We start from the raw sequence: 15,969 nt of genomic DNA on the forward strand, positions 1-15,969 counted from the left end.
AGTCAGCCGACGTCGGAGGCGTCCAGGCGGTAGAGGCCGCTGCTGGAACTCGTGCTGGTGCTGGAGCTGGTGCTGGAGCTCGAAGAGCTGGTGTAGGCGGAGGACTTGACCTCGGTGCCGTGCTTCTTGATCCAGGCGGTGACCTCGGAGTTGGTGGACTGGCCACCACCGCTGCTGACCATGACGTAGTGCAGCTTTCCGGCCTTGACCAGGGCCTTGAGCTTGGCCACCGTCATGGACTTGTCGTTGCCGCTCCAGCCGCCCATGGACATCACGGGCTGTCCGGAGGACAGGATGATCGACGAGGCGCTCTGGTCGGAGGCGACCGCGACCAGCCAGGTCGCGCCGTCCTGGTGCTTCTTGAGGTAGGCGATCATGTCGGAGCTGACGCTGCCGCCCATGCCGCCTCCGCCGCCCATGGCGCCGCCGGGCTGGGAGTTGCCGGAGCCGGACGAGCTGGACGAGCCGGACGACGAGCTGGAGCTGCCGCCGCCGGGCATGCCGCCGGTGGGCGGGTTGCCGCTGGGCCGCGTACCGCCGGGCATCGAACCGGACCCGGCACCACCGGGGGCCGAGCCGCCGCCCATGCCACCGCCGCCCATGCCGCCGCCCGTGGAGGGCCCCGCGGTGGGGTTGGTGCCGTTGGTGGAGGAGGTGGCCGCCGCCAGGGAGTACGTGGTGGGGCCGGCCAGGAGGGCGACGATGGCCGCGATGGTGGCGAGGCCGATCAGGCGGCCCCGGGCCAGGAAGCGGCCGGCCAGCAGGCCGATGACGGCCAGGGCGGAGCCGGCGCCGGCGACGATCTCGGCGACGGTGTACGCGGTGCCGGAGCCGCTGACGCGCTGGAGGAGCACGACGGCCCAGATACCGGAGGCGGCCACGGCGACCGGGAGCACCCAGGCCCACTTGGCGGCGGCGCCCTCACGGAATGCCTGGTGGAGCATGACGCCGCCGGCCCCGCACAGGGCGGCCACGGCCGGGGCCATCGCGGTGACGTAGTAGGGGTGGAAGGTGCCCTCGGCGAGGGCGAAGGTCAGGTAGTGGATGACGGCCCAGCCGCCCCAGAGCATCAGGGAGGCGCGCCGGGCGTCGGTGCGCGGGGCACGGCCGACCAGGATCAGGCCGCCGGCCAGGGCGATGGCGGCGAACGGGATGAGCCAGGAGATCTGGCCGCCCATGATGCTGTTGAACAGGCGGCCGATGCCCGCGGTGCCGCCGAAGCTGCCGCCCTGGCCGGCGCCGCTGCTGCCGGCGCTGGCGCCGAAGATCCGGCCGAAGCCGTTGTAGCCGATGACCAGGTCCCACACGGTGCCGTCGGTCGAGCCGCCGATGTAGGGGCGGGACGAGGCCGGGATGGCGTCGACGACGACCATCCACCAGGCGGAGCTGACGACCAGGGCGACGGTGCCGGCCGCCAGGTTGCGCAGGCGCCTGCCGATCGAGCCCTCGGCGGCCCACAGGTAGACCAGGAAGAAGGCGGGCAGCACCACGAAGGCCTGCATCATCTTGGTGTTGAAGGCGAAGCCGATCCACACGCCGGTCCACACCAGCGGCATCGCGCGGCCGGTACGGACGGCCTTCATCAGGGAGGCCGCGCCGAGCAGCATCAGCAGGACGAGGACCGGGTCCGGGTTGGTGTCGCGGGTGATGGCGACGGTGATCGGGGTGAGGGTCATCACCAGGCCGGCGACGGTGGCGGCCACATGGCCGAAGTCGCGCCGCACCATGCGGCAGGTGATGGCCACCGAGCCGACGCCCGCCGCGACCATCGGCAGCATCAGCTGCCAGGTGCCGTAGCCGAAGATCCGGGCGGAGATGCCCATCGTCCACAGCGCGAACGGCGGCTTGTCGACGGTGCTCCAGTTGCCCGCGTCCAGGGAGCCGAAGAAGAAGGCCTTCCAGGACTTGGTGCCGGAGTAGACGGCCGCGTTGTAGAAGGAGTTGCCGCTGATCGTGGTGAGGTTCCAGGCGTACAGCGCCGTGGCCAGCAGCAGGATCGCCCAGAGGGCGGGCCGGGCCCAGCGGGGGTCCTCGGGGCGGCCGGTGAACAGGGTTCTGGCGCGGGCGGCGAGGCCGCCGTCGGCGGGCGGGGCGGCCCGGTGGGAGCTCCGGCTCTCCTCGACGGGAGGCGGTGGTGCCAGTGCAGTCATGACGCGTACTCCGGGGAGGGGGACGGGCGGCGCCGCGGGTTGAAGACCCAGAGCCGCATGAGGACGAAGCGGATGACGGTGGCGGCGGCGTTGGCGCCGACCAGCACGGCGAGCTCGGTGCCGTGCGAAGCGTTGGGGGCCAGCAGGTGCAGTCCGGCGACGGCGCCGGTGGTGAGTCCCAGCCCGATGACGAAGGCCATGCCGCCTTCGAGCTGGTGGCGGACGGCGTCCGCCGAGCCCTTCACCCCGAAGGTGAAGCGGCGGTTGGCGGCGGTGTTGGCGACCGCCGTGACCAGCAGGGCCAGGGCGTTGGCCCAGAGCGCCGGCATCAGCTGCCGGGCGCCGAGGTACAGGGCCATGTACGCGGCGGTGCTGGTGGCGCCGATGATCCCGAACGCCGCCAACTGGCGCAGTCCGCGCCCGCGTCGGCCCTGACGTCGGCCCTGGTCCCGGCCCTGGCCGGTGCTCAACGGGAACCGGCGCCGGTGAGCGCCTTCTCGGAGGAGGGTGCGGGGGCCGCGGCGCCGGCGGGGCTCTGGCCGACGACGTACGACCGGTTCTGGCGGCGCGGAACCGCGATCCTCGCCTCGCCGCGCAGGGTGCGCCGGGCGATCCGCCACATGCCCCTGAGGTCGTCCAGGGCGGTGCGGACGACGTCGACCCGGCTGTCGGGGTCGTCGGTCCAGTCGACCGGGACCTCGTGGATCCGCAGCTTGTTGCGTTCGGCGAGGACCAGCAGTTCGGTGTCGAAGAACCAGGCGTTGTCCTCGATGTGCGGGGCCATCGCCTGGAACACCTCGGTGCGTACCGCCTTGAAACCGCACTGGGCGTCGGAGAAGCGGGCCGCCAGGCCCAGCTTCAGCAGGATGTTGTAGCAGCGGGAGATGAACTCGCGCTTCGGTCCGCGCACGACCGCCGCGTGGCGGTGCAGGCGGCTGCCGATGGCCACGTCGCTGTGGCCGGACAGCAGGGGGGCGACGAGCGGAAGGAAGCCTTCGAGGCCGGTGGACAGGTCGACGTCCATGTACGCGACCACGTCCGCCGTACTCCGGCTCCAGACGGCCTTGAGCGCGCGGCCCCGGCCCTTGAGCTCCAGGTGGACGGCGTGCACATGCGGCAGCCGGTAGGTCAGGTCGGTCGCGACCTGCCAGGTGGCATCCGTGCTCGCGTTGTCCGCGACGGTGATCCGGAAGGGGAAGGGGAAGGAGGATTCGAGGTAGGCGTGGAGGCGGCCGATGCTGTCCGCGAGGACATGCGCCTCGTTGTACACCGGCACCACGACCTCGACCGATCGTTGCCGGGTTCCCCCCTTGATCCCTGCTGTCGTCTCGTTCATGACCCCAACTTTCCCGGCGGGATCTGGGGCCTCAGTAAGACCGCAATGAGCACCGGATGAGAAACAGCGTTCTCATAGACCACTCACAATGTGTGCGACGCCGCCCGCCCCGACGGGGGTCCCGGGCAGGCGCAGACAGGCCACGGTGCCGCCCCCGTAGGCGGGTTGCAGGCTCACCTGACCGCCGGAGCGCTGCACGGTGTGGGCGACGATCGACAGGCCGAGACCGCTGCCGGGCAGGGCGCGGGCCTGCGGGGAGCGCCAGAAGCGCTCGAAGACATGCGGCAGGTCGTCGGCCGGGATGCCCATCCCGTGGTCGCGTACGGTCAGTTCGCCCGCGTGCAGCCGGACCTCGATCCGGCCGTCCCGCGGGGAGAACTTCACCGCGTTGTCCAGCAGGTTGACCACGGCGCGTTCCAGTGAGGCCGGGTCGGCCAGGACGTGCCAGGACTCGATGTCGGTACGGAACTCGATGCCGGGCCCGCGCAACCGGGCCCGCTCCAGGGCGCGTTGGACCACCGCGTGGAAGGGCGTGGGTACCGCGGCGGCCTGGGCCGCGTCGGGGCGCGAGAGTTCCAGCAGGTCGCCGATGAGGCTGGTCAGCTCCTGCGTCTGCGCCTGGAGGCTGCCGAGCAGGGCGTCCCGTTTGCCCGGCGGAATGGGCCGGCCGGTCTCGTTGCTGCGGACCAGCAGATCCACGTTGGCGCGCAGCGAGGTCAGCGGGGTGCGCAGCTCGTGGCCGGCGTCGGCGATGAGGCGCTGCTGATGGTCGCGGGAGCTCTCCAGGGCCGCCGTCATGGAGTTGAAGGAGGCGCCCAGGCGGGCGATCTCGTCATGCCCCTCGATGGGGATGCGCACCTTCAGGTCCTCGGTACGGGCGATGTGCTCGACGGCGGCGGTGAAGCGGTGCACGGGTCTGAGCGCGGTACGGGCGATGAGCAGCCCTGCGCCCAGCGCCAGCAGCACCCCGCAGCCGCTGACGATGGTCAGCAGCGCGGCGAGCTTGCTGAGCGGCTCCGCCACGTCGCTGATCTCGCGGGCGATCATGATCGTGTCGCCGTTGCGCATCGTGCGGGTGAAGACCTGGACCGTGGTGCCGTCGTCCCGCCGGCCGACGTACAGCGCGGACTGGCTCTTGCCGGCGGCCACCGCCAGGTCGGCCGCGGTGACCTCGATCGCGGTGTCGGCGTAGTCGACGCACCGGGTGCCGTCGGCCCTGATCAGCTGACCGGTGATGCGGGAGGGCGGCCCGGACTTGTTGGTCCTGGCCGGGGACTTCCCGCACTTGCTCTCCAGGATCTTCACCCAGCCCGGATTGATGTCCGCGGTGATGAGCGAGTCGTTGAGATTGTTGCGGAGCTGGTTGGCGGTGATGTACCAGCAGGCTGCCGCCGCCACCCCGATCGCCACGGCGAACGCCGCCGCCGTGAGGAGGGCCAGACGGGAGCGGAGCGGCAGTCTGCGCATCATGGGATCACTCAGGCGGCGAGCCCGCCCGCCTTCCTGGTCGGGGGTGGGATCGGGGGTGGGGCCGGGGGTGAGGTCGAGGTCGAGGGTGGCGACGAACTCCTTGAGCCAGGCCCGGAACTCCGGCCCCAGGTCGGGCCGGTCGCAGGCCACCCGGACGACGGTCCGCAGATAGTCGGCCTTGTCGCCGGTGTCGTAACGGCGGCCCCGGAAGACCACGCCGCGCACCTCGCCCTTGGCCGCCAGTTCCTCGATGGCGTCGGTCAGCTGGATCTCGCCGCCCCGCCCGGGTGCGGTGCGTTCCAGGACCTCGAAGACGCCCGGGTCCAGCACATAGCGGCCGATGACGGCGTAGTTGCTGGGGGCCGACTCGGCGGACGGCTTCTCCACCAGGCCGGTGACACGTACGACCCCGTCCTGCCCCGCGTCCCCGGCACACGCCGCGGACTCGACGGGGGCGACGGCCGCGCAGCCGTACAGGTGGATCTGCGCCGGGTCGACCTCCATGAGGGCGACGACGCTGCCGCCGTGGCGGGCGCGGACCTCCAGCATGTCCTTGAGCAGGGTCTCGCGCTCGTCGATCAGGTCGTCGCCGAGCAGTACGGCGAAGGGCTCGTCGCCCACATGGCTGCGGGCGCACAGCACCGCATGGCCCAGGCCCAGCGGGTCGCCCTGCCTGATGTGGTGGACGCGGGCCAGCCGTGAGGCGCTGCGTACGGCGTCGAGACGGGCCAGGTCGCCCTTGGCCTCCAGTACGCGCTCCAGTTCGGAGGCGGCGTCGAAGTGGTCCTCGATCGCCCGCTTGTGCCGCCCGGTGACCATCAGTACGTCGTCCAGGCCTGCCGCGGACGCCTCTTCGACGACGTACTGGATGGCCGGCTTGTCGACGACCGGGAGCATCTCCTTGGGCGTCGCCTTGGTCGCGGGCAGGAAACGGGTGCCGAGGCCGGCGGCCGGCACGACCGCCTTCCTGACACCGTGGGTGGGGTGAGAGGTGTGGGGGGTCATGGAAGTCATGCTGTATCACCGGGATGAGAGAGCTCTGAGATCGCGGTGAGGTGGATCGCAGAAGACGAATTCACAGCATTCGTGCCGACTTGGGAAGCTACCGGGCGTCCGCTTGCCGCACCGTCCGGTCGCCCCCGGCGCCCCGGGCGCGCAGCGCCTCGAAGACCGCCGGGGCGACCGACAGGACCACGATCGCCACCAGCACCACGTCCACATGGTCGCGGATGAAGCCGATCCGGCCGAGGAAGAAGCCGGCCGCGGTGACCCCGGCGCCCCACAGGACACCGCCGAGGACGTTGAAGACGGTGAAGGAGCGGTGCGCCATGCCGCTCACCCCGGCGAGAACCGGGGTGAAGGTCCGCACGACCGGGATGAAGCGGGCCAGAACCAGCGCGCGGGCGCCGTGCCGCCCGAAGAAGTCGCCGGCCCTGGTGACGTACTCCTGCCGGAACAGCCGGGAGTCCGGCCGCCGCAGGAGCGCGGGCCCGGCCTTGCGGCCGAGGACATAGCCGACCTCGTTCCCCGCGATCGACGCGGCGGCGATGAGGAGGCAGACCAGCCACAGTTGCTGATGGATCACCTGGTGCTGGGAGATCAGCAGACCCGCGGTGAACAGCACGGAGTCACCGGGCAGGAAGAAGCCGATGAGCAGACCGGACTCGGCGAAGACGATCGCGAGTACGCCGAGCAGCCCGAAGGCCGAGACGAGATGACTGGCGTCCAGCATGCTCAGCGGGCCTCGCGCTTCTTGGCCGGCCGCAGCACGTAACCGGTGCCACGTTCGGTGTGCAGGAGCCGGGGCAGGCCGCCGGCCTCGGTCTTGCGGCGCAGGTACATCACGTACACATCAAGGGTGTTGGAGCTCGGCTCGAAGTCGAAGCCCCAGACCTCGCGCAGGATCGCGGCCCGGCTGAGCACCTGGCGCGGGTGCGCCATGAAGAGCTTCAGCAGCGCGTACTCGGTCTTGGTGAGGTCCAGCCGCGTGCCGGCCCGGGTGACCTCGCGGGTACGCAGGTCCATCGAGACGTCCTCGAACGTCAGCTGCTGCCTGCCCGCGGCGGCCTGCGGAGCGCGGCCGCCGCCCTCGCGCTGCGGCGGTATCACCGGGACGGGCGCGCTGCGCCGCAGCAGGGCGCGTACCCGGGCCAGCAGTTCGTCGCCGGCGAAGGGCTTGGGGAGGTAGTCGTCGGCGCCGTTGTCCAGGCCTACGATGCGGTCGCCGACGGCGTCGCGGGCGGTGAGCATGAGGATCGGCACGGTGTCGCCCTTGGCCCGGATCCGGCGCGCGGCGGCGAGGCCGTCGAGAACGGGCATCATCACGTCGAGCAGGATGAGGTCCGGGTGTTCGATCTCGATGTGCTGGAGGGCGTCCATGCCGTCCTTGGCGGTGTCGACCTCGTAGCCCTCGAACTCCAGGCTCCTGGTCAGTGCCTCACGGACGGCGGGCTCGTCGTCAACGATGAGGATCCGCGCCGGGTTCACCGCGTTCTCGATCTGCGTCGTCTCGTACATGGCGTCCACGGTTGCCCGTGAATCTGTGAAATCGCTGAGAGCAGGATGTGTGGAGCCGTAGAATCCGCTGTCGGTCATGCCACGGCTTCCAGGTCGGTGTCGAGTACGTAGCCGACCCCCCGGACCGTACGGATCAGCCGGGGCAGGCCGCCGGCCTCGGTCTTGCGGCGCAGGTACATCACGTACACATCAAGGGTGTTGGCGGTGGGCAGGCCCTGGTCGCCCCACAGCGCCTTGAGCAGCCATTCGCGCTCCAGGACCTGGCGGGGGCGGGCCAGGAAGAGTTCCAGAAGGGCGAACTCGGTGCGGGTGAGGCGCAGGTCACGGCCGTCGCGGGTGACCTCGCGGCCGATGGTGTCCATCCGCAGGCCGGCGAAGCTGTGGACGGGGTCCGCGGTCCTGGTGGCGCTGCCCCGGCGCAGGAGGGCGCGGATCCGGGCCACGAGCTCGTCGGTGGCGAAGGGTTTGGCCAGGTAGTCGTCGGCCCCGGTCTCCAGGCCCGTGACGCGGTCGCCGATGGTGTCGCGGGCGGTGAGCATCATCACCGGCACCTCGTCACCGCGGGCGCGCAGCCGGCGGCAGGCGGTGAGGCCGTCCATGTAGGGCAGCAGGACGTCCATGATCACGAGGTCGGGGTGGAGGGACTCCACCATGGCGAGGGCCTCCTCGCCGTCGCCGGCGAGCAGCACCTCGTAACCGCGTCTGCTGAGGATCATCTGCAGGGCGTCCCGGATGGCCCGCTCGTCGTCGACCACCAGGATGCGCGGGGTGCCGGAGACTCCCGCGGCCGCGCTCGGATCGGTCATGGTCATGGTCATGGTCATGGTCATCGTCATCGCCTTCGGTTCTCCTTACCGGTAATCCGTCGCGAATCCGGACGGGACGCGGAACTGGCCGGTGTCGAACTGCCCGGTGCCGTCCGCGGGCCCGCTGTTCTGCGAGTGGTGCAGGTGGGCGTAGGCGCCACCGTGGGCCAGCAGTTGCTGGTGGGTGCCGACCTCGACCAGGCGGCCGTTGTCCAGGACGAGGATCCGGTCGGCGTCGGGCGCGAGGTTCAGATCGTGGGTGATCATGATCGTGGTGCGGCCGTTCATCAGGCGGCGCAGCGGCTTGATCACCCGGCGGGCGGCGAGCGCGTCCAGCCCGGTGGTGGGCTCGTCCAGCACCAGTACGGGCGAGTCGCGCAGCATGGCGCGGGCGATGGCGATGCGCTGCAGCTGGCCGCCGGACAGCTGGGCGGTGTGGGCGTCGATCAGGGTGTCGTAGCCCTGCGGCAGGGCCGCGATGAAGTCGTGGGCCTGGGCGTCCCGGGCGGCGGCGCCGATCTCGGCGTCGGTGGCACCGGGGCGGCCGCAGGCGATGTTCTCGCGGATGGTGTCGTGCAGGATGAGGGTCTTCTGCGGCAGCAGGGTGACGTTCTCCCGCAGGTGGTCCACCGGGTAGTCGGACAGCGCGATGCCGTCCAGGCTCACGCTGCCGGCCGACGGGTCGTAGAAGCGCAGCAGCAGTTTGGAGATGGTCGACTTGCCGGCGCCGCTGGCCCCGGTGACCAGGACCAGTTCGCTGGGGTGGGCGGAGAAGGAGACCCCTCGTACGGAGTCCTTCTCGGCGCCGGGGTAGCGGAAGCCGGTGTGGCGGAACTCGACGTGGCCCTGCACCCGGCGCGGGACGGGGACGGCGCGCTCGGGGTCGCGGACGGAGGGCTCGGCGTCCATGATCTCCAGGATCCGCTCGGCGCCGGCGGTGGCCGCGTTGAGGGTGAGACCCAGGGTGCCGAGCTGGCGGATCGGCGGGTAGAGGTAGCCGAGAAAGGCGGCGAAGGCCAGCAGCTTGCCGATGGTCATCCGGTCCTGGGAGATCTCCCAGGCGCCGAGGCCGATGACGACCAGGACGCAGACGGTCTCGACGACCTCGACCAGCTGGCTGTACCGCTCGCTGAGCCGGCCGCTGGTCACCGAGGCCTTCATCCAGGCCCTGGCCTCCAGCCGCAGCTTCTTCTCCTCGGCCCGCTTACGGTTGTAGGCCTGGGTGAGCAGGATGTTGCCGAGCGACTCCTCGACGACCGAGGTGATCGCGCCGTCCGCGACCCGCTCGTCCCGCGAGACGTCCTTGAGCTTGCTGGAGAACAGCTTCGCGGACAGCCAGAACAGCGGCGCCAGGACGAAGGTCGCCAGCGCCAGGTCCCAGCGGATCCACAGGGAGGCGGCGGAGAAGAAGACCACGCTGAACAGCGCGGAGATGGTGCCCACCACCCCGGAGACCACCATGTGCTCGATGGCCTCCACGTCCCCGGTGAGCCGTTCGACCAGGTCGCCGAGGCGGTGCCGCTGGAAGAAGTCGGGCGGCAGGTCCTGGATGTGGGAGAAGACCTTGGCGCGCAGCCGCAGCACGAAGCGCTCCGCCGTCCACACCGCGAGCGAGTTGCCGACGTAGCCGACGATCGCGCCGAGCACGGTGACGGCGAACCACTTGCCGGCCGGCGCCCAGAAGGCGGAGAGCGAGCCGGCCTGCAGGGCGTTGTCGGTGAGGTCGGAGAAGAGCAGGATGGCGGCGGTCTCGCCGAGGGCGGCGATGACCACGCAGACACAGATGACGACCAGCCACAGCCGGTCGCCCTTGGTCAGCGGCCAGAAGCGCTTGAAGGCGTCACGGACCGGGAGGTGGGGGGTGCGCTCCTCCGCCTCCTCCTCGGTCTCGGCCTCGGGGGTGTGGCCGCCCTCGTAGATGATCTCGAACTCGCCGGTGTGGCGGTGACGTCCGTACGGGCGGGCACGCCGGGGCTGCTGCCGGTGGCGGCCGGTGGCACCTGCTGCGGCTTCGTCCGGGTCGAGGACGCGCAGCTGCATCGTCGCCTGGTCTTGATACGCGGACAAGGTCTCTCCCACCTCGATACGGACATGGCCGAGGCGGGCCTGCGGCTCTGTGCCGCGGCCCGCCTCCGGTACCTGAAGGGTCAGCCGCCGATGGGGCGACGACGCTGGGGCTTCTTGCGCTTCGGGGCCGGCTTCGCGGGAGCGGGCCTGACCGGCTCGGCCTTCTTGGCGGCGGGCTTGACCGGGAGGATCTTCTGGAAGCTCATGCGGGTGTCTCTTCCGTTCCGTGCGGGGTGTCGAGGAGGTGGCTGCTTGCTCCGGCGTGGGGCGCCGGGGTCAGTTGCCGACCGGACGCGGGCGGGCCTTGCGCACGACCTTCCGGGCGACCGGCTTCACCGGGGCGGGCTTCTTGTGCAGCTCGTGCTTGGGGGCCGGCTTGGCGAGGGGGGCAACCTTGCGGAAGCTCATGGGGATTCTCCTTTTACGCGTTTTCTTCGGTCTTTCCGTCGTCGCCCTTTCGGCTTCGACATGGAAAACATTACGCGAGGAAAAGCGCTGCGGAAGCCGATTGCGGTGAGATGCCTATGAAATGAATGTGAGGCCGGTTCTCACAGTCGGGAGGGAACCGGGAGGCCCCGCGCGAGCGTCCCGACCCAAGGCCCTCGAACGCGAACAGGAACGCGAAGAGGGCCGGTGGTCACTCCACCGGCCCTCTTTCGGGCTGTTAACTACCTGGCCGCCAGGCTCAGTTGGCCGCCGAGCCGTCCGGGTTGACCGGGCGCGGGGCCGGGGCGGGCTTCTTCTTCGCCTTCGGCTTCGGCGGCGGGGGAACGATCTTCTTCTTCTTGGGCAGCGGCAGGGGAGCCTTGAAAGCCATCTCGATTACCTCTTCGTTGTGTGCTGTTGGCGTCGTCCGTTCGACGCCGACAGAGAGGACAGTACAGAGATCGACTCCGGCGATCATCCGAATTCGATTAAGCCTTTGTGAGCTGTCGATTAGAATCACTCATCATGGTTTGAGAATCCTCAGGGTCGATCCTCAGGAGCGGCGGACACGCCGGAGGAGGCGGCCCCTGGGCGGACCGCCCCCTCCGGTCGTGCTGGCTCCGGTCGTGCTGGCTCCGGCTACTGCACCACCGTGATGCGGTCGGCCGCTGTCGGCGCGTACGGCGCCGACGCCGAGGAGTTGGCGGTCAGGTAGTCCACCAGGGCGGCCAGGTCGTCCCCGCCGATCACCTTGTCCGTGCCCGCGCCCAGCGCCGCGAACCCGTCGCCGCCGCCGGACAGGAAGGAGTTCATCGCGACGCGGTAGGTGGCGGCGGGGTCGACGGCCGCGCCGTCGAGCCGGACCGAGTCCGCGACGACGCGGTCGGCGCCGGACCTGGTCGGATCCAGGGTGTAGGTGAGCCCCGAGGACACCTGAAGGATCTTCGGCACCGCCTCGTTGGCGCCGCTGACCTGCTGCCGCAACGCGGTCACCAGCTGCGCGCCGGTGAGGCTCACCAGCGTCACCGTGTTGCTGAACGGCTGCACCGCGAAGCCCTCGCCGTAGGTCACCACCCCGTCGCCCTCGCTGCCGGAGGCGGTCCGCACGAGGTCGGCGCGGATACCGCCGGGATTCATGAGCGCCAGGTCCGCCCCGCTGTCCAGGGTCCTGGCGTAGGCGAGCTGGGCGTCCGCGATCAGGTCACCGAGCGGCGACTCGTTGCCGTCGGCGTCGTTGCGCGTGATGTCCGAGGAGATGTAGCCGATGGTCCGGTTGGCGACCGGCGCGGCCAGCGCGTTCCAGTACGACAGCAGGCCGGTGAGGTCGGCCGCCTTGTCCTGGGTGCGGTTCACCACGTGGTTGGAGCCGGAGACCGAGGTCCGCACGATGTCGTGGGTGTAGCGGTCGTACTTCATGTCCAGCTCGGTGAAGAGCCGGCCGTACGAGGCCGCGCTGGTGACCAGGCGGTCGTTGCCGCTGGGGTCCGGGACGGTGCAGACGTACGCGTTGTGGGTGTGGCCGGTGATCAGCGCGTCCACGTCCGCCGAGGTGTTCTTGGCGATGTCGACGATCGGGCCCGACAGACCGGAGCCGGAACCGCCGGCGTCGCAGTCGTAGTTGTACGCGGAGGAGGCGGGGTAGCCGCCCTCGTGGACCAGCGCCACGATCGCGTTGACGCCCTGCCGCTTGAGCACCTTGGTGTACTTGTTGATCGTCTCGACCTCGTCGAGGAACTTCAGCCCCTTCACACCGTCCGCGGAGACGATGTCCGGCGTCCCTTCGAGGGTGACGCCGATGAAGCCGACCTTCACGCCCTTGACGTTCTTGACGACATAGGGCTTGAGCAGCGGCTTTCCGGTCTTCTCGTTGATGACGTTCGCGGACAGGACCGGGTAGTCCGCGCCCTCGAAGGTGCGGCCGTCCGCGTAGCAGCCGTCGGTGGGGTGGCAGCCGCCCTTCTGCAGGCGCAGCAGTTCCTTCCCGCCCTCGTCGAACTCGTGGTTGCCGACACCGGTCACGTCCAGGCCGATCGCGTTCATCGCCTCGACGGTCGGTTCGTCGTGGAACAGCCCGGACAGCAGCGGGCTCGCGCCCACGAGGTCCCCCGCCGCCACGGTCAGCGAACGCTGCTGCCCGGTACGGGCGGTGCGCAGGCTGCTCGCCAGATACTCCACGCCGCCCGCGTCGACGGTCTTCGTGGTGCCGTCCGCCTGGAGCTCCGTCACCCGCCCCGAAGAGCCCGCCGGCGGTTCCAGGTTGCCGTGGAAGTCGTTGATCGCCAGCAACTGCAGGTCCACCGTGCGGCTGCCGTGGCCGCCGTGGCCGCCGGGCTTTCCGTACGGCGTCGACTGCGCCTGGGCCGTGGGCATCCCGGCCGCGAGCACGCCGACCACGGCGAACCCGGCCGCGGCGGCCGCCGCCGCGCGCGCGGCCCTGCGCCGCCGGGGGCGGGGGCGGGGGTTTCCAGTCATGAGGTCCCCTTACAAGACATAAGTGCCGGATAAAGAGGGGAGAGCGGGCGCAGCCTATGGTCAACGCGCGTAGTTGTCATGTCCTTTGCGGTTACCATCCCGTTTCCCCACTCCCGCACCGGTGACGCCGGCTCCTCCGTCTCGTATAGCGATACGAACTGTCTCGCCATACGAACACCCGGCATAGTTGTGCCCACCACCCACCAAGGAGGTGCACGCCATGCCACGCCGCTGGCTGATGCTGGCCCTGGGCACCGCGGCACAGACCGCCGCCTGCGCCTTCGTCTACGGAATCCCTTACCTGGCAACGGAGTTGAGAAGCCAGGCGCACCTCTCCCTCGCCCAGGTCGGCCTCCTGGTGGCCTGCCCGACCGTCGGCCTCGTACTGGCCCTGGTGGCATGGGGGGCCGCCGCCGACCGCTACGGCGAGCGCGTGGTGATCTCCGCCGGGCTGGGCCTGGCGGCCGTCCTGCTGGCCGTCGCCCACACCGCCGACGGCATGGGGACCCTGGGCGTCCTGCTGGCCCTGGCCGGCGCGGCCGGGGCCTCGGTGTACTCGGCCAGCGGCCGGCTGGTGATGGGCTGGTTCGGCGCCGGCGAACGCGGCCTGGCGATGGGCATCCGGCAGACCTCGACCCCGCTGGGGATGGGCGTGGCCGCACTGTCCATGCCGCCGCTGGCCGCCGCGTACGGCGTGGCCGGCGCCATGGTCTTCCTCGCCGCCGTCTGCGGGGTGATCGCCCTGCTGATCGCCCTGTACGCGGCCGACCCCCCACGGGCCGCCGCGCCGGCCGGGGACCACGCCGTGCCCGCCGCCAACCCCTACCGGGGCACCGGCACCCTGTGGCGGATCCACGGCGCCGGGGCCCTGCTGGTCGTACCGCAGTTCACCGCCGGGGCGTTCGCCCTGGTACTGCTCGTGGACGTACGCGGCTGGACGGCCGTCCACGCCGGGCAACTGCTCGCCGGGGCACAGGTGCTGGGCGCGGCGAGCCGGGTCGCCGCCGGGCGCTGGTCGGACCGGGTCGGCAGCCGGCTCCGGCCGATGCGCCAACTCGCCCTGGTCACCGCCGCCGTGGTCGCCGCCTGCGCGCTCACCGCCGCCTTCCCCTCCCCGCTCACCGACCTCGCCCTGGTCGTCGCCGTCGGCATCACCGCCAGCACCAACGGCCTGTCCTTCACCGCCACCGCCGAACGCGCCGGCCCCGCCTGGTCCGGCCGGGCCCTCGGCGTCCACAACACCGGGCAGAACCTGGCAGCCGCCCTCGCCCCGCCGCTCGTCGGCGCGCTGATAACGGCGACCGGCTACTGGCCGGCGTTCGCCGCCGCCGCCGGGATCGCCTGCGCGGCAGCGGCGGTCGTACCCGTACGACCGGTCGTAAGCTCAGGGGCATGACGGACATCGCTGACCCGCGCCGCATCGACGTACTCGACGGACTGACGCCCGACCAGGCACGGTCGGTACTCACCCTCATCGAGCAGGCCGCCGCCGTCGACGGCCAGCCCGCGGTGTCCGAACAGGGCCGGATCAACCTGCGCGGCGGCGAACGGCCCGGCGTACGGCACCTGCTGGTGCACACCGACCGCGGACTCGTCGGCTACGCGCAACTGGAGGACACCGACCCCGTCGAGGCCCCGGCCGCCGAACTGGTCGTCCACCCCGTGCACCGCGCCAAGGGCCACGGCCGGGCCCTGGGCCACGCCCTCCTGTCCGCCTCCGGCCGCCGGCTCCGCGTCTGGGCCCACGGCGGCCACCCCGCCGCCCGCCACCTCGCCGGGCTCCTCGGCCTCGCCCTCTTCCGCGAACTCCGCCAGATGCGGCGGCCGCTGCACGAGGAGGCCGGCGGCCCGCCCCTGCCCGAGCCGGTCCTGCCGGAGGGCGTCACCGTACGCACTTTCGTCCCCGGCCAGGACGACGCCGCCTGGCTCGCCGTCAACGCGGCCGCCTTCGCCCACCACCCCGAGCAGGGCTCCCTCACCCAGCGCGACCTCGACGACCGCGAGGCCGAGTCCTGGTTCGACCCCGCCGGCTTCTTCCTCGCCTTCCGCGGCGACCGCCTCACCGGCTTCCACTGGACGAAGGTCCACCCCGCCCAGTCCCTCGGCGAGGTCTACGTCCTCGGCATCCACCCCGAAGCCCAGGGATCGGGCCTCGGCAAGGCCCTCACCGCGATCGGCCTCCGCCACCTCGCCCACGACCGCGGCCTGCCCACCGCCATGCTCTACGTCGACGCCGACAACCTCGCCGCCGTCGCCGTCTACGAACGCCTCGGCTTCCGCACCCACGAGGTCGACCTCATGTACCGCACCGAGGCATAGCGCGCCCCCGTCGCCCGGTGAGGGGTGCCGGTCTCGCAGGCGCCCGCAGCCCGGTGACCCGGTCCCCTCCCTCACGTGTGCCGCGCCCCGGGACGCGTCGGCGAAGGGGGCAACCGCCTGCCCGCCCGCAGGCGCCCCACCTCGCTTCGCTCGCCCGCAACCGGAGCTGGGTTGCCCCCACGCCCGCCAGAGCGTAGGGGCCCCGGCCGCAGCCGCCCGAGGCTGCGCCCCGCGCGGGTTCCGAGGCACAACCCGCCCGGGTCGGGGCCGCAGCCCCGCCCGGGACGTCCGGGGCACCACCCCGCCCGAGTTACGGGCCGCAACCCCGCCCGGGTCCGAGGCACAACCCCGCCCGGGTTCCGGGGCGCAGCCCCGCCAGGGTCCGGGCTGCAGTCCCGTGCGGGTC

Annotated in this window: 14 protein-coding genes and 1 pseudogene; 2 read left to right on the top strand and 13 right to left on the bottom strand. The window is 71.4% G+C overall.

Annotated features, from left to right (window positions below):
* Positions 1–2 precede the first annotated feature (2 nt).
* From RWE79_RS18285 to RWE79_RS18345, 13 genes and pseudogenes are all read right to left on the bottom strand, one after another.
* Positions 3–2,150 carry an ArnT family glycosyltransferase gene (locus RWE79_RS18285; RefSeq protein ID WP_475941151.1) on the bottom strand — a complete coding sequence of 716 codons (2,148 nt, stop codon included), beginning with the start codon at positions 2,148–2,150 and terminating at the stop codon, positions 3–5.
* A complete protein-coding gene (locus RWE79_RS18290; RefSeq protein ID WP_475941152.1) occupies positions 2,147–2,620 on the bottom strand; it encodes a GtrA family protein in 474 nt (157 codons plus the stop codon). The genes RWE79_RS18285 and RWE79_RS18290 overlap by 4 nt, the downstream gene beginning before the upstream one ends.
* Positions 2,617–3,486, bottom strand: a complete 870-nt coding sequence (locus RWE79_RS18295; protein ID WP_475941153.1) for a dolichyl-phosphate beta-glucosyltransferase — start codon at positions 3,484–3,486, stop codon at positions 2,617–2,619. Before RWE79_RS18295 ends, RWE79_RS18290 begins: the two co-directional genes overlap by 4 nt.
* Before the next feature lie 72 nt (positions 3,487–3,558).
* Complete coding sequence (locus RWE79_RS18300; RefSeq protein ID WP_475945906.1) at positions 3,559–4,956, bottom strand: sensor histidine kinase; 1,398 nt, start codon at positions 4,954–4,956, stop codon at positions 3,559–3,561.
* A 78-nt stretch (positions 4,957–5,034) separates the two neighbouring features.
* A pseudogene (gene galU, locus RWE79_RS18305) lies at positions 5,035–5,970 on the bottom strand (UTP--glucose-1-phosphate uridylyltransferase GalU); the annotation flags it as partial.
* A gap of 88 nt (positions 5,971–6,058) precedes the next feature.
* Complete coding sequence (locus RWE79_RS18310; protein ID WP_475941154.1) at positions 6,059–6,688, bottom strand: DedA family protein; 630 nt, start codon at positions 6,686–6,688, stop codon at positions 6,059–6,061.
* Between the two features lie 2 nt (positions 6,689–6,690).
* Positions 6,691–7,473 carry a response regulator transcription factor gene (locus RWE79_RS18315; RefSeq protein ID WP_475941155.1) on the bottom strand — a complete coding sequence of 261 codons (783 nt, stop codon included), beginning with the start codon at positions 7,471–7,473 and terminating at the stop codon, positions 6,691–6,693.
* 74 nt (positions 7,474–7,547) lie between these two features.
* Positions 7,548–8,285 carry a response regulator transcription factor gene (locus RWE79_RS18320; protein WP_475945908.1) on the bottom strand — a complete coding sequence of 246 codons (738 nt, stop codon included), beginning with the start codon at positions 8,283–8,285 and terminating at the stop codon, positions 7,548–7,550.
* Positions 8,286–8,324: 39 nt separating this feature from the next.
* Positions 8,325–10,346 (bottom strand): ABC transporter ATP-binding protein, encoded by a 2,022-nt coding sequence (locus tag RWE79_RS18325; RefSeq protein ID WP_475941156.1) that lies wholly within the window; start codon positions 10,344–10,346, stop codon positions 8,325–8,327.
* Between the two features lie 80 nt (positions 10,347–10,426).
* Positions 10,427–10,552, bottom strand: coding sequence for a hypothetical protein (locus tag RWE79_RS18330; RefSeq protein ID WP_475941157.1), 126 nt, complete (start codon positions 10,550–10,552; stop codon positions 10,427–10,429).
* Between the two features lie 70 nt (positions 10,553–10,622).
* Complete coding sequence (locus RWE79_RS18335; RefSeq protein WP_475941158.1) at positions 10,623–10,754, bottom strand: hypothetical protein; 132 nt, start codon at positions 10,752–10,754, stop codon at positions 10,623–10,625.
* A gap of 277 nt (positions 10,755–11,031) precedes the next feature.
* On the bottom strand, positions 11,032–11,163 hold the full coding sequence (locus RWE79_RS18340) for a hypothetical protein (RefSeq protein ID WP_475941159.1): 132 nt from the start codon (positions 11,161–11,163) through the stop codon (positions 11,032–11,034).
* Between the two features lie 248 nt (positions 11,164–11,411).
* Positions 11,412–13,244, bottom strand: a complete 1,833-nt coding sequence (locus RWE79_RS18345; RefSeq protein ID WP_475941160.1) for a bifunctional metallophosphatase/5'-nucleotidase — start codon at positions 13,242–13,244, stop codon at positions 11,412–11,414.
* A 220-nt stretch (positions 13,245–13,464) separates the two neighbouring features.
* Between RWE79_RS18345 and RWE79_RS18350 the strand changes: the two genes are divergently transcribed.
* Both RWE79_RS18350 and mshD read left to right on the top strand, forming a co-directional pair.
* Positions 13,465–14,640 (top strand): MFS transporter, encoded by a 1,176-nt coding sequence (locus tag RWE79_RS18350; RefSeq protein WP_475941161.1) that lies wholly within the window; start codon positions 13,465–13,467, stop codon positions 14,638–14,640.
* Positions 14,637–15,563: a mycothiol synthase gene (gene mshD, locus RWE79_RS18355; protein ID WP_475941162.1), complete on the top strand. Its 927-nt coding sequence runs from the start codon at positions 14,637–14,639 to the stop codon at positions 15,561–15,563. The genes RWE79_RS18350 and mshD overlap by 4 nt, the downstream gene beginning before the upstream one ends.
* Positions 15,564–15,969 lie beyond the last annotated feature (406 nt).

This window comes from Streptomyces sp. RLA131 (assembly GCF_056270125.1).

What these genes read in the sequence shown, in the direction of transcription:
- RWE79_RS18285 (WP_475941151.1), bottom strand. Translation starts at nt 2,150, where the DNA reads ATGACTGCACTGGCACCACCGCCTCCCGTCGAGGAGAGCCGGAGCTCC.
- RWE79_RS18295 (WP_475941153.1), bottom strand. Translation starts at nt 3,486, where the DNA reads ATGAACGAGACGACAGCAGGGATCAAGGGGGGAACCCGGCAACGATCG.
- RWE79_RS18300 (WP_475945906.1), bottom strand. Translation starts at nt 4,956, where the DNA reads ATGATGCGCAGACTGCCGCTCCGCTCCCGTCTGGCCCTCCTCACGGCG.
- RWE79_RS18310 (WP_475941154.1), bottom strand. Translation starts at nt 6,688, where the DNA reads ATGCTGGACGCCAGTCATCTCGTCTCGGCCTTCGGGCTGCTCGGCGTA.
- RWE79_RS18315 (WP_475941155.1), bottom strand. Translation starts at nt 7,473, where the DNA reads ATGTACGAGACGACGCAGATCGAGAACGCGGTGAACCCGGCGCGGATC.
- RWE79_RS18320 (WP_475945908.1), bottom strand. Translation starts at nt 8,285, where the DNA reads ATGACCATGACCGATCCGAGCGCGGCCGCGGGAGTCTCCGGCACCCCG.
- RWE79_RS18330 (WP_475941157.1), bottom strand. Translation starts at nt 10,552, where the DNA reads ATGAGCTTCCAGAAGATCCTCCCGGTCAAGCCCGCCGCCAAGAAGGCC.
- RWE79_RS18335 (WP_475941158.1), bottom strand. Translation starts at nt 10,754, where the DNA reads ATGAGCTTCCGCAAGGTTGCCCCCCTCGCCAAGCCGGCCCCCAAGCAC.
- RWE79_RS18340 (WP_475941159.1), bottom strand. Translation starts at nt 11,163, where the DNA reads ATGGCTTTCAAGGCTCCCCTGCCGCTGCCCAAGAAGAAGAAGATCGTT.
- RWE79_RS18345 (WP_475941160.1), bottom strand. Translation starts at nt 13,244, where the DNA reads ATGACTGGAAACCCCCGCCCCCGCCCCCGGCGGCGCAGGGCCGCGCGC.
- RWE79_RS18350 (WP_475941161.1), top strand. Translation starts at nt 13,465, where the DNA reads ATGCCACGCCGCTGGCTGATGCTGGCCCTGGGCACCGCGGCACAGACC.
- mshD (WP_475941162.1), top strand. Translation starts at nt 14,637, where the DNA reads ATGACGGACATCGCTGACCCGCGCCGCATCGACGTACTCGACGGACTG.